Raw genomic sequence first — 12,538 nt, 5'->3', positions numbered from 1 at the left:
TGACTTTACTTTCTCTGAGGAGTTTCACGCAGTGTATAAATCTTGGAGCTCCATGGTGAATAGCTGCGTTTTACACGGGTAATGGTGAGCACTGTGTCTTCCACATCGTGTACATCGCTCTGCATTTCGTGCAAAGCCAGGGAAATGGCGGCGAATACTTCACCGGGGGCTTCTCCCAATAGTTTTTCTTTAGCTTCTTTCTTGTCGGTAATACCCTTGGCGCGCATTGCGTTGCGCTTGCTGAGGTTGACGGAAATCTTGCCTACAATCTTGAAAGAAATATAAAGCAGAATCAAACCAAAGAATACTACACTCATGGCGGAAATAGACATACCTATACCTACGCTGTCGTGCTGCTCGAACTTCTCCATCTTGGCATTGCTGTCGATGGTTTGGTTGTTGGTGCTCGGAGTAACGTACTTATCGGAAGTTTCTCCTTTGACCTCCCATTCCGGAGTAGCGTCGCTGACGCGCGCATAGGATTGGTTGGCCTTTAATACGCCGGCAGGAACTACGATCTGATCCAACAGTTTCTTGCCGGAATCGTACAGACCGATCCAGTTGGCATTTAGGCTGTCCAGTTTAAAGTTGGTGTGGAATGTACCGCGATTAGGTTCTCCATCCGCCCAGAATAATGCGTGCTGACGGGGTTTTACCAAAGTCAGGACATCACCTTTCGGGATAAAATAAGTGGCGGTATCGCCCGGCTGGCTGCTAAACTTCAGATAGCAACCTGCAAGGTCGGCGCTGCCGTATGATTTATTGAATATTTCAATCCATGCGCTGTGTACACCGTAGTCATCCTGGAAGTTGCTTTCGTTGTTGATAAGCACTTCATTCAGCAACAGTTTGGAGTTTGCCTTCTTCTCACCACAAGAAGAACAGAAACCCAGCACCAGCATCAATGAAAGGAATATTCCGATTTTTGTTTTATTCATAAATTTGAGTTTTTATTTTTCAATTCTCAACTTTCAATTCTCAATCTTTAAAGAGGAATATTACCATGCTTCTTGGCCGGGTTGCTCAACTTCTTGGTTTGCAGCTGCTGCAGGGCGCGGATAATGCGGAAACGCGTATTACGCGGTTCGATAACATCGTCGATATAGCCATACTTGGCTGCATTGTAAGGATTGGCAAATAACTTGGTGTATTCCGCTTCTTTCTCTGCCAGGAACTGGGCCGGGTTTTCTTGCTCTTTGGCTTCGCGTGCATACAGAACTTCTACGGCGCCTGCACCACCCATTACGGCGATTTCGGCGGTAGGCCATGCGTAGTTCATGTCACCGCGGAGTTGCTTACAGCTCATCACGATGTGCGAACCGCCGTAAGACTTACGCAGCGTGATAGTAACCTTAGGTACGGTGGCTTCACCGTAGGCATACAACAACTTGGCACCGTGCAGGATAACGCCGTTGTACTCCTGACCTGTTCCGGGAAGGAAGCCCGGTACGTCTACCAAAGATACGATAGGAATATTGAAAGCGTCGCAGAAACGAACGAAACGCGCGCCCTTGCGGGATGCATTACTGTCGAGTACGCCCGCCAGATATTTCGGCTGGTTGGCTACGATACCGACTGATTGTCCGTTGAAACGGGCAAAACCGATAATGATATTCTTGGAGTAATCTTTCTGGATTTCGAGGAACTCGCCGTTATCGACGATAGCGCCGATAACTTCATACATATCGTAAGGCTTGTTCGGATTGTCGGGAATAATGTCGTTCAAAGAATCTTCCAGACGGTCGATAGGGTCTGTACAGTCTATGTAGGGAGCTTCTTCGAGGTTGTTCTGAGGAATATAACCCAAGAGCTTGCGGATTAAAGCCAAACCTTCCTCTTCGGTCTGCGCGGTGAAATGAGTTACACCCGATTTGGTGGAGTGTACGCTTGCGCCACCCAGGTTTTCCTGGCTGACATCTTCACCTGTTACGGTCTTTACAACTTTCGGACCGGTGAGGAACATATAGGAAGTACCTTCCATCATCAGCGTAAAGTCGGTAAGGGCGGGAGAGTAAACGGCACCGCCAGCACAAGGACCGAAGATACCGGAAATCTGAGGAATAACGCCGGAAGCAAGAATATTGCGTTGGAAAATCTCGGCATAACCCGCCAAAGCGTTGATACCTTCCTGAATACGGGCACCGCCTGAGTCGTTGATACCGATACAAGGAGCACCCATCTTCATTGCCTGATCCATGATTTTGCAAATCTTCAAAGACATGGTTTCCGACAAGGAACCGGCGGAAACAGTGAAATCTTGCGCAAAGATGTACACCAAACGGCCTTCGATGGTACCGCAACCGGTAACCACACCGTCACCGGGATAGTGTTTCTTGTCCATACCGAAGTTTGTGCATCTGTGCTCAACGAACATATCCATTTCTTCGAAACTTCCTTCGTCAAGTAACATAGCTATACGCTCGCGAGCTGTATATTTACCTTTCTCATGTTGCTTTGCAATTGCTTTTTCACCACCACCAAGGCGCGCAGCTGCACGGCGGTCAATAAGCTCTTTAATTTTCTCAAGTTGATTACTCATATATTTATAAATTATGAATGGTGAATTATGAATTATGTTGTATGAATTGTGAATTATAAATTATGAATTGAGACGTTACATGACTACAATTCATAATTCTAATTTATAATTCATAATTGTTTATTCTCCTTTTTCGCAGAGTTCCGTCAATACGCCGAGGGTGGATTTCGGGTGCAGGAATGCGATGTTCAAACCTTCCGCACCTTTGCGGGGAGCTTTGTCGATAAGGCGGATGCCTTTTTCTTCAACTTCGGCGAGCGCATCGGTTACTCCGTCTTCCACAGCAAATGCTAAATGGTGCATACCTCCGTTACCGTTATTCTTTTCGATGAATTTGGCAATAGTGCTTTCGGGGGAAGTCGGTTCCAGTAACTCAATTTTCACGTCACCTACTTTCAAGAAGGCGGTTCTTACCTTTTGGTCCTCTACGGTTTCAATGTTGTAGCATTTTAAACCTAATACATTTTCGTAGTACGGAAGGGCTTCTTCAATGCTTTTTACGGCAATACCCAAATGTTCAATGTGTGAAATCTTCATAACAGTTTTTATTAATGTTGGTATTCAATTCCTAATTTTTACAATAAGCAGTACAAAGAAAGATATTTCTACTTGAATAAAGAAATTTTTCGCCAATTAATTATAAAGGTATTTCTTCTTAAATTGATTTTATAATTGAGGTTGCCAACTGTTATTTTATCAATTTATAGCGTTCGGTTTTTTGTGAAAAAGAGATTCAAAAGCTTTTTTTGTTATATCTTTGTCAGTAGAAATACAATCGGACAAATATTATGTCACATTTAGCTCCCTTGATTGCCGATTTGGCATTGATACTGATTTGCGCCGGAGTAATGACGCTGCTATTTAAGAAGTTGAAACAACCGTTGGTTTTAGGATATGTTGTGGCGGGCTTTTTAGCCAGTCCCCACATGACCTATACGCCTTCGGTAATGGATACGGCGAATATACAGACTTGGGCGGATATCGGCGTTATTTTCCTACTGTTTGCTTTGGGGCTGGAGTTTAGCTTTAAGAAAATAGTGAAGGTGGGCGGTGCCGCCATTATTGCTGCTTGCACGATTATATTTTGTATGATATTATTGGGTGTAGCGGTAGGCACGGCGTTCGGATGGAAGCGGATGGACTGCATCTTTCTGGGCGGTATGATCGCCATGTCGTCTACTACTATTATATATAAGGCTTTTGATGATTTGGGCATACGCAAGAAACAGTTTACGGGGTTGGTGCTCAGTGTTCTGATTCTGGAAGATATTCTGGCTATCGTCCTGATGGTTATGCTGTCCACCATGGCAGTCAGCCATAATTTTGAGGGTACGGAAATGCTGGGCAGCATAGCGAAGCTGCTGTTCTTCCTTATATTGTGGTTTGTGGTCGGTATCTACTTGATTCCTGTCCTGCTGAAAAAATGCCGTAAACTGATGAGTGAGGAAACGTTGTTGATTGTATCGCTCGGCCTTTGTTTCGGTATGGTTGTGCTGGCTGCCCATACGGGATTTTCAGCGGCATTCGGCGCTTTTATTATGGGGTCTATTCTGGCTGAAACGGTAGAAGCGGAGAGTATCGAGCGTCTGGTTAAACCGGTGAAGGATTTGTTCGGCGCCATATTTTTCGTATCCGTAGGTATGATGGTAGACCCTTTGATGATAGTGGAGTATGCCGGACCTATTGTTGTCATTACGTTGGCGGTTATTGCCGGACAGTCCTTGTTCGGAACGTTGGGGGTATTGCTTGCCGGACAGCCGCTGAAGACGGCTATGCAATGCGGCTTTAGTTTGACGCAGATTGGCGAGTTTGCCTTTATCATCGCTTCTTTGGGAGTGTCTTTGCACGTGACAAGCCATTTTCTGTATCCTATCGTAGTAGCCGTATCGGTTATCACTACTTTTCTTACTCCTTATATGATTCGTTTTGCCGAGCCGGCTTCCAATTTTGTCGATACGCATCTGCCGGAAAGGTGGCAGAAGTTTTTGTTGCATTACGCTTCCGGCTCGCAAACGGTGAACCATGAAAGCTTATGGAAGAAACTGATACTCGCTTTGTTGCGTATTACGGTGGTTTATTCCATTGTAAGCGTGGCGGTGATAGCTATTGCATTCCGTTTTCTTGTACCGTTTTTCAAGGAAAGCTTGCCGGGCGTTTGGGGACCTTTGCTGTCCGCTCTGGTTATTATTCTGTTTATCGCTCCTTTTCTGCGGGCCATTATGATTAAGAAAAATCATTCGGTGGAATTTGTTACTTTGTGGCGCGACAGTCGGGGAAACCGTGCTCCGTTGGTGGCTACTATTGTGCTGCGAATCCTGTTGGCGGTTTCTTTCGTGATGTTTGTCATTGCCGGACTGTTTAAGTTGTCGGTCGGCCTTGTTTTTGGCGTTGCGGTGCTGCTGGTTACAGTGATGATACTTTCCCGGCAGTTGAAGCGGCAGTCTATCATGATTGAGCGTACTTTCTTCCAGAATCTGCGCTCGCGGGATATGCGGGCGGAATATTTGGGTGAGAAGAAACCGGAATATGCAGGCCGTTTGCTTTCCCGTGATTTACATCTGACGGATTATGAAATACCCGGCGAATCGGCATGGGCGGGTAAGACGTTGGCGGAGTTGAACTTCGGTAAACGCTATGGAGTGCATGTGGTTTCTATTCTTCGCGGACGTAAGCGGATAAATATTCCCGGAGCTTCGGTACGTCTTTTCCCTCTGGATAAGATACAGGTTATAGCTACCGATGAGGAGTTGAATGTATTTGGCGAAGAGATGGATAGACTTTCAACGGTAGCTACGGACGTTGTGGAAAAAAGCGAGATGATATTACGTCAGTTGCGCATCGACGCTAATTCTCCTTTTCTGGGTAAAACATTGAAAGACGCGGGCATACGTGAAAAGTACCACTGTCTGATTGTAGGTGTGGAGCGGGGAGAGGAGACTTTGCACGCTCCCGACGTGCACGAGCCTTTTGTAGCAGGGGATGTAGTGTGGATTGTCGGCGAAAATGTTGATGTGTATAAATTAGTCGGCGAAAATGATGAAAATGTAGACCTGTAATATTAAGAGAACGATTATCTTTGTCCTGTAAATATAAACTAAAAAAAGTATATCATGAAAAGCGATCCGAAAGAATGTCTGTATTGTCAGAATAATGAAACGTTGCATAATCTGATGATTGAGATTGCGCAGCTTAGTGTATCACGTGTTTTCCTCTTTAAGGAACAAACTTATCGTGGGCGTTGCCTCGTGGCCTATAAAGACCATGTTAACGATTTGAATGAGTTAAGTGATGAGGAACGTAATGCTTTTATGGCTGATGTAGCCCGTGTAACTCGTGCCATGCAGAAAGCGTTTAATCCGGAGAAGATTAATTACGGTGCATACTCGGACAAATTGTCTCATCTCCACTTCCATTTGGCACCGAAATATGTAGACGGTCCCGATTATGGCGGTACTTTCCAAATGAATCCGGGAAAAGTGTATCTGACGGATGCCGAATATCAGGAGTTGATTGAGGCGGTGAGAAGTAAACTTTAAAAAATAATGAAGTATAAGGTATAAACTTGCGATGAATCTGATTTATGAATTACGAATGGGTATGTAATATCACGGCGCAGCCGTTTATACCTTATACTTTATTTTATACTTCATATTTTATTTAAAATCTTGTCCATTACCCAGTTTGTCAGTGTTGCGCTTTCGCCATCGCAACTACAGATTGATTTGCCAAGCAGATGGTCTACAACAGCTTGAATAAGTGGTTGCTGTACGTAAACAGGGTTCTCAACCGGGATTTCTTCTCTTCCTCTCTCGGTATGTAAAGCTATGGGATCATAGGTAAATACGGAGAAACATATCATTCCTTTGTCTCCGATAATCTCGATACGGTCTTCTCGTGCCGATTCGTGGGCAACGAAGCACCACGAGCCGCTACCCACCAGTCCGCTGTCAAATTGGAAACAAGCGCTGAGGGTGTCTTCGGCGGGATATAGTCCGCCGCGATTACTTTTGTATCCGTTGGCTTCAAGGATGTAGCCGAACATATCTTGCAGTATATCTATCTGGTGCGGAGCTAAATCATAAAAATAACCGCCGCCGGCAATATCCGGTTGTACGCGCCACGGCAGATTCTCCTTATTATAGTCCAGGTCGCGGGGCGGCTGTGCAAAGCGGATTTGTATGTTGATGATATTTCCTATTGCGCCTTCTTCCACCAATGACTTCACTTTCAGGAAGTAAGGGAGATAACGGCGGTAATAAGCTACAAAACAGGGTATGCCGGTTTCTTTGGAGATGCGGTTGATGCGGCAACACTCTTCATAGGTCACTGCCATAGGCTTTTCTATGTATACGGGCTTGCCGGCCTTCATGGACATGATGGCATACGTAGCGTGAGAAGAGGGTGGGGTAGCGATGTATACGGCATTTACCTCCTCGTCATTAATCAACTCCTGCGCGTCGTTGTACCATTTGGCAATACCTCTCTCTTTGGCGTAAGTTTTGGCTTTGGAAATATCCCGGCTCATTACGGCCACTACTTCGGAGTGCTCAATCTTCTGAAAGGCAGGTCCGCTTTTGTATTTGGTTACTTCTCCACAGCCAATAAATCCCCATTTTATTATTTTCTCGCTCATATACTTATAATATTATTCTTCAAAGTCGAAATCAAAATCAAAGTCATCCATAAATTCCGGCGCGGTAAAATCTTCCAGTTCGCGGCGATCCTTTTTGGTGGGGCGTCCTGTTCCTTTGGCGCGGTTGATAAAGCCGCTGACCTTACTCATTTCCAATAATTCGTATTGGTCGGGAGTGGTTACGTTTTCCATCATTTCGGGAACGAGCTTGGCGCCTACACGCTTTTCAATGGATTGTAATACTTTAAAGGAATAGGTAACCGGCGGCTTGCGTACTTGTATTACATCTCCCGGCTTCACCATACGGGCTGCCTTTGCAAGCGCGCCGTTAATGCTGATGCGTCCTTTCTTGCAGGCTTCGGCCGCAATGGTACGTGTTTTGAAGATACGTACGGCCCACATCCATTTGTCTATTCTTGCTTCGCTCATTTTTTATTAAACTGATTCATTGTAATGTCGATGCCGGCAAGGCAGAAACTTTTGATGATTTCGCCGGCTGTTTTCAGGCGTTCGTCCATTGTTTTCCAATCCTCGTCCGTGAAATGTCCCAATACGAAGTCTATCTGTCCGCCACGGGGAAAATCGTTACCGATGCCAAAGCGCAGGCGGGCGTAGTTTTGAGTTCCCAGTGTTGCTGCGATATGCTTCAGACCATTATGTCCCGCATCGCTTCCCTTTCCTTTCAGCCGTAGAGTTCCAAAAGGCAACGCCAAATCGTCTACCACTATTAGTACGTTTTCCAATGGAATGTTTTCTTTTTGCATCCAGTAACGTACGGCGTTTCCGCTCAGGTTCATAAAGGTGGACGGTTTCAGTAATACCAGTTGCCGTCCTTTGACGGATATTGTAGCCGTGAACCCGTAACGTCCGTCGTTAAAGGTCGCTCCGGCTGTTTTGGCTAAAGCATCTACTGCCATGAAACCTATGTTATGGCGGGTTTCGTGGTATTCGGGGCCGATATTACCTAATCCGACAATTAGATATTTCATTCTTTCTATTCTTACTTTGATGATAATTTAGATAAAAGAGGAACGCGGATTATCGCAGCTGTCCGCGGATATGAAATCTGCGTCGTCTGCGTTAATCCGCGTTCCGGAATATCTTGTTTTCTTGCTAAGAAAGCGCTAATTAGTTGTTGGCAGCAGCTGCCGCAGCACCTCTTGCAGCACGAGTCAGCTTAACAGCACATACAACGGCTTCTTTAGCATTCAACAGTTCCAGACCTTCGTAGCTCAGCTCGCCTACTTTCACTGTCTTACCCAATCCCAGGTGAGATACGTTGATAATCAGTTTTTCAGGGATAGCGTTGTACAAGGCTTTTACTTTCAGTTTACGCATTTGCAGAGTCAGCTTACCACCGGCTTTCACACCTTCTGCCAGACCTTCCATCTGTACGGGAACTTCCATAACGATAGGTTTAGCTTCGTCAATCTGATAGAAGTCAACGTGCAGAATAGTATCTTTTACCGGGTGGAATTGGATATCTTTCAAGATAGCGTTTACTTTCTTGCCATCGATGATCAGGTCAACCACGTAGATGTGTGGAGTGTAAACCAAGTTGCGCAGACCTTCTGCCGGTACGGTGAAATGAACGTTTTCGCCCGCTCCGTAGAGTACGCAAGGTACGCCGTTGTCTTTACGAATAGCTTTCAAAGCTCTTGCTTGTTCCGAAGAACGTTCTGCAATAGTTCTTGCAGTTCCTTTTACTTCAATAGATCTCATTTTCTTAAATTTTTTGTGTTACTCTAAATTAAGTAGATTATTGCTTAATTCACCATCACACGATGTGGTTCACCACACGATGTTGCAAAAAAGCGGTGCAAAAGTACAGCTTCTTTTTGAATTATCAAAAGGTTGCCCCTTAAAAATCAATATCTATTTTAATTTCTCCGTCAAGCTGGGACTCTTTTTCCTCCTGTTTTGCAGCCGGCTGTTCATTGGCCGGCAACTCTTCATTGTCGTTGTGACGCGCATAACACCCTTGCTGCTCCTGGATAAAGCCAATAGCTTGTTGCAGGCCGTTCATGAATTTCTCGAAATCTTCTTTGTACAAAAAGATTTTATGTTTCTCAAAACTTACTTGAGAATCATCGCCTTCACCCATTACCACTTTTTTGCTTTCGGTGATGGCAAGGAACATTTCATCCTTTCTGTTTTTCTTAACGTCTAAATAGTAGATGCGCTTACCTGCTTTAATGGATTGGGAGAATACTATCTCTTTATCGTTCACGTCCAGCCCACTTTTCTTTTTAAAGTCTTCCATATTTTAGCTATCTTGTTGTAATCGGGTTCAAAATTGACGATTTTTTTTAAACTGTCAAAAGAAAAAGCCCGGATAATGATTATCTGCATTAAAAAATGTGATTTATTTATGTAAACTCATTAAAAATATCTACTTTTGCCCCTCGTTAAAACACCAGTATTTACTTTAGTTATGATAAACAGAGTTCTTATTCGTCTTAAGATTATACAAATTGTATATGCTTATTATCAGAATGGCAGCAAAAATTTAGATGCCGCGGAAAAAGAGTTGTTCTTTAGCCTTTCCAAAGCCTATGACCTCTACAACTACCTGCTTATGTTGATGATAGCCCTGACGAACTACGCACAAAAGCGCATTGATGCGGCAAAAGCAAAATTGGCTCCCACGGCCGACGAGTTGTATCCGAACATGAAGTTCGTAGAAAACAAATTCATTTCCCAGTTGGAAGTAAACAACCAGTTGATGGATTTTATCTCCAATCAGAAACGTACTTGGGCGAATGATGAAGATTTTGTCAAAGGATTATTCGAAAAGATTGTAGCTTCCGATATATATAAGGAATATATGGCTTCTTCTGAAAATACGTACGAGGACGATCGCGAATTGTGGAGAAAGCTTTATAAGACCTTTATTTTCAATAATGAGGAACTCGATGTTTTGCTCGAAGATCAAAGTCTTTACTGGAATGATGATAAAGAAATTGTTGATACATTCGTTCTGAAAACAATCAAACGTTTTGATGAGAAGAATGGTGCGAATCAGGCTTTGCTTCCCGAATTTAAGGATGATGAAGACCAGGAGTTCGCCCGTCGCCTGTTCCGTCGCACTATTTTGAATTGCGACTATTACCGCCATCTTATCAGTGAAAATACGCGCAACTGGGATTTGGATCGCGTAGCTTTCATGGACGTGGTTATCATGCAGTGCGCATTGGCGGAAATATTGAGTTTCCCGAACATTCCCGTTAGTGTTTCGTTAAATGAGTATGTAGACATTGCCAAAGTATACAGTACTACTAAGAGCGGTAGTTTTGTCAATGGAACCTTAGATGGAATAGTTAAGGAATTGAAAAAAGAAGGGAAGTTATCGAAAAACTGATACCTTTGTTGAATAATAAAAACTAAAACGGAATATTTATGAATTTAATGACTGTATTCTTCCTGCAAGCTCCTGCTGCAGGCCCGGACGGAAGCATGATGTGGATTTTACTGATAGCTATGTTTGTTATCATGTATTTCTTTATGATTCGCCCGCAAAATAAAAAGCAAAAAGAAATCGCGAACTTTCGTAAATCACTGCAAGTGAACCAAAAGGTTATTACTGCCGGCGGTATTCACGGTATCATCAAGGAAATTAACGATAATGACGTAGTACTTGAGATTGCTTCTAACGTTAAAATCCATATTGACAAGAATTCTATTTTTGCCGCAGCTGCTGATGCAAACAGCAGTCAGGCTTCTAAATAAATAGATGTGAGCCTATGTTTGAGCGTAGGAACATAAAACGTATTTATTTAAATATAACCGGAAAAACAAAGGACTTTCTGCTCAGTGATAAGAGCAGAGAGTTCTTTGTTTTTTTATTTTTCTTCTTTATAGCCGGTGGTTTTTGGTTGTTGCAGACATTGAACAATGATTACGAAGCGGAGTTTTCCATTCCGGTGCGTCTGCGTGGTGTATCCAATAATACGATGATTACTTCGGAACCGGCTTCCGAACTTCGTATTAAAGTGAAAGATAAGGGAACCGTTCTGCTCAATTACATGTTGGGAAAGAGTTTCTATCCGGTTACGCTCGATTTCTCCGATTATAAAGGTACGGATAATCATGTACGCGTTTATGCCTCTCAATTTGAAAAGAAGATACTAAGTCAGTTGAATGTTTCTACGCGTCTGCTTTCCATGAAGCCGGATACATTGGAGTATATTTATGCAACGGGGATGTCAAAGTTGGTACCTGTCAAATTATCGGGAACGGTCAGCGCCGGTCGCCAGTATTATTTATCGGATACGGTGTTTAAACCGGATTCGGTTTTGGCATATGCGCCGGAAGGAGTATTGGATACGATAACCGCTGCCTATACGCAACAGGTTAAGCTGGAGAATATCTCCGATACATTACGGCAGCAGGTGTCTTTGCTTACCTTGCGGGGAGTGAAGTTTGTACCCGCTTCTATTGAAATGATGCTTCCTGTGGATATTTATACGGAAAAAACGGTGGAAGTGCCGCTGCATGGTGTAAATTTCCCTGCGGATAAAGTGTTGCGCGCTTTCCCGTCTAAGGTTCAAGTGACTTTTCAGGTAGGCCTCAGTCGCTTTCGTCAAATAACCGCAGATGATTTTCATATCAATGTCTCCTATGAGGAGCTGCTACGTTTGGGCTCGGACAAATATACTGTAAAGTTGAAGAATGTTCCGGAAGGAGTGAATCAGGTGCGCTTTAATCCGGAACAGGTCGATTTTCTCATAGAGCAAATTTCCCCTTCATTATGACCGTCAGGATAGGTATAACCGGTGGTATTGGCAGCGGTAAAAGTGTTGTATCCCGATTGCTGGAAGTGATGGGGATACCTGTCTATATCTCCGATATGGAAACCAAACAACTTATGGTGGCGGATAATCGTATCCGCGGCGAGTTGATCGCTCTGTTGGGTGAGGAGGTATATGTCGGTGGAATATTGAATAAAACTTTGCTTGCTTCTTACCTTTTCGGTAGCCCCGAACATGCCCGGCAAGTTAACGGCATTGTTCATCCGCGTGTAAAAGAGGATTTCAGACAGTGGGTCCGGCAGCATGCGGGTTGTTCGATGGCGGGTATCGAGTCCGCTATTTTGATAGAAGCGGGGTTTGCAGGTGAGGTAGATGCGGTCGTTATGGTGTATGCCCCCGAAGAAGTGCGGGTACAACGTGCCATGAAACGGGATGCTTCCTCGCGTGAACTGATAGAAAGGCGCATCCGTAGCCAGATGAGCGATGAAGAAAAACGTATGCGAGCGGATTTTGTGATAGTGAATGATGGTGAAACACCGTTAATTCCGCAGGTTTTAGCTTTAATCACTTTCTTGTCTCAAAATAATACCTATCTTTGCCCACCGAAAAAATAAC

At 44.0% G+C, this 12,538-nt stretch carries 14 protein-coding genes; 6 read left to right on the top strand and 8 right to left on the bottom strand.

Features of this window, described 5'->3' with window-relative positions; translation table 11 throughout:
- Window positions 1–5: 5 nt before the first annotated feature.
- The 3 genes from BUB52_RS06240 to mce form a co-directional block, all read right to left on the bottom strand.
- Window positions 6–938 (bottom strand): OadG family transporter subunit, encoded by a 933-nt coding sequence (locus BUB52_RS06240; RefSeq protein WP_009121453.1) that lies wholly within the window; start codon window positions 936–938, stop codon window positions 6–8.
- Window positions 939–985: 47 nt separating this feature from the next.
- Window positions 986–2,539, bottom strand: coding sequence for an acyl-CoA carboxylase subunit beta (locus BUB52_RS06235; protein ID WP_009121454.1), 1,554 nt, complete (start codon window positions 2,537–2,539; stop codon window positions 986–988).
- 120 nt (window positions 2,540–2,659) lie between these two features.
- Window positions 2,660–3,076 (bottom strand): methylmalonyl-CoA epimerase, encoded by a 417-nt coding sequence (mce, locus tag BUB52_RS06230; protein ID WP_009121455.1) that lies wholly within the window; start codon window positions 3,074–3,076, stop codon window positions 2,660–2,662.
- A gap of 251 nt (window positions 3,077–3,327) precedes the next feature.
- Between mce and BUB52_RS06225 the strand changes: the two genes are divergently transcribed.
- Together BUB52_RS06225 and BUB52_RS06220 are read left to right on the top strand one after the other, a co-directional pair.
- Window positions 3,328–5,595, top strand: coding sequence for a monovalent cation:proton antiporter family protein (locus BUB52_RS06225; protein ID WP_009121456.1), 2,268 nt, complete (start codon window positions 3,328–3,330; stop codon window positions 5,593–5,595).
- Window positions 5,596–5,649: 54 nt separating this feature from the next.
- Entirely contained in the window at window positions 5,650–6,075 is a 426-nt protein-coding gene (locus BUB52_RS06220; RefSeq protein ID WP_009121457.1) for an HIT family protein, read from the top strand.
- Window positions 6,076–6,185: 110 nt separating this feature from the next.
- On the opposite strand, the gene BUB52_RS06215 is transcribed toward BUB52_RS06220, so the two are convergent.
- From BUB52_RS06215 to BUB52_RS06195, 5 genes are all read right to left on the bottom strand, one after another.
- Complete coding sequence (locus BUB52_RS06215) at window positions 6,186–7,172, bottom strand: Gfo/Idh/MocA family protein (protein ID WP_009121458.1); 987 nt, start codon at window positions 7,170–7,172, stop codon at window positions 6,186–6,188.
- 12 nt (window positions 7,173–7,184) lie between these two features.
- Window positions 7,185–7,601 carry an RNA-binding S4 domain-containing protein gene (locus tag BUB52_RS06210; protein ID WP_009121459.1) on the bottom strand — a complete coding sequence of 139 codons (417 nt, stop codon included), beginning with the start codon at window positions 7,599–7,601 and terminating at the stop codon, window positions 7,185–7,187.
- Window positions 7,598–8,161, bottom strand: a complete 564-nt coding sequence (gene pth / locus BUB52_RS06205; protein ID WP_009121460.1) for an aminoacyl-tRNA hydrolase — start codon at window positions 8,159–8,161, stop codon at window positions 7,598–7,600. The genes BUB52_RS06210 and pth overlap by 4 nt, the downstream gene beginning before the upstream one ends.
- A 139-nt stretch (window positions 8,162–8,300) precedes the next feature.
- Window positions 8,301–8,894, bottom strand: a complete 594-nt coding sequence (locus BUB52_RS06200) for a 50S ribosomal protein L25/general stress protein Ctc (RefSeq protein WP_009121461.1) — start codon at window positions 8,892–8,894, stop codon at window positions 8,301–8,303.
- Between the two features lie 139 nt (window positions 8,895–9,033).
- Window positions 9,034–9,435 carry a PUR family DNA/RNA-binding protein gene (locus BUB52_RS06195; protein WP_009121462.1) on the bottom strand — a complete coding sequence of 134 codons (402 nt, stop codon included), beginning with the start codon at window positions 9,433–9,435 and terminating at the stop codon, window positions 9,034–9,036.
- A 171-nt stretch (window positions 9,436–9,606) separates the two neighbouring features.
- Here BUB52_RS06195 and nusB point away from each other — a divergent pair, with 171 nt between their 5' ends.
- Genes nusB through coaE form a run of 4 tightly spaced genes read left to right on the top strand, consistent with a single transcriptional unit; the run spans window position 9,607 to window position 12,537 of the window.
- The gene (gene nusB, locus BUB52_RS06190) at window positions 9,607–10,533 is read left to right on the top strand and encodes a transcription antitermination factor NusB (protein WP_009121464.1); all 927 of its coding nucleotides are present in this window, start codon (window positions 9,607–9,609) and stop codon (window positions 10,531–10,533) included.
- Between the two features lie 38 nt (window positions 10,534–10,571).
- Window positions 10,572–10,901, top strand: a complete 330-nt coding sequence (gene yajC / locus BUB52_RS06185) for a preprotein translocase subunit YajC (protein WP_009121465.1) — start codon at window positions 10,572–10,574, stop codon at window positions 10,899–10,901.
- Window positions 10,902–10,915: 14 nt separating this feature from the next.
- On the top strand, window positions 10,916–11,926 hold the full coding sequence (locus BUB52_RS06180; protein ID WP_009121466.1) for a CdaR family protein: 1,011 nt from the start codon (window positions 10,916–10,918) through the stop codon (window positions 11,924–11,926).
- Entirely contained in the window at window positions 11,923–12,537 is a 615-nt protein-coding gene (coaE, locus tag BUB52_RS06175) for a dephospho-CoA kinase (RefSeq protein WP_009121467.1), read from the top strand. Before BUB52_RS06180 ends, coaE begins: the two co-directional genes overlap by 4 nt.
- The last annotated feature ends 1 nt before the right edge of the window (window position 12,538 follow it).

The organism is Bacteroides clarus YIT 12056 (genome assembly GCF_900129655.1).
In the GTDB taxonomy this organism is placed as follows: Bacteria; Bacteroidota; Bacteroidia; order Bacteroidales; family Bacteroidaceae; genus Bacteroides; species Bacteroides clarus.
The sequence above is the reverse complement of the archived record's forward strand: the minus strand, read 5'-3'. Positions and strand labels throughout refer to the sequence as shown.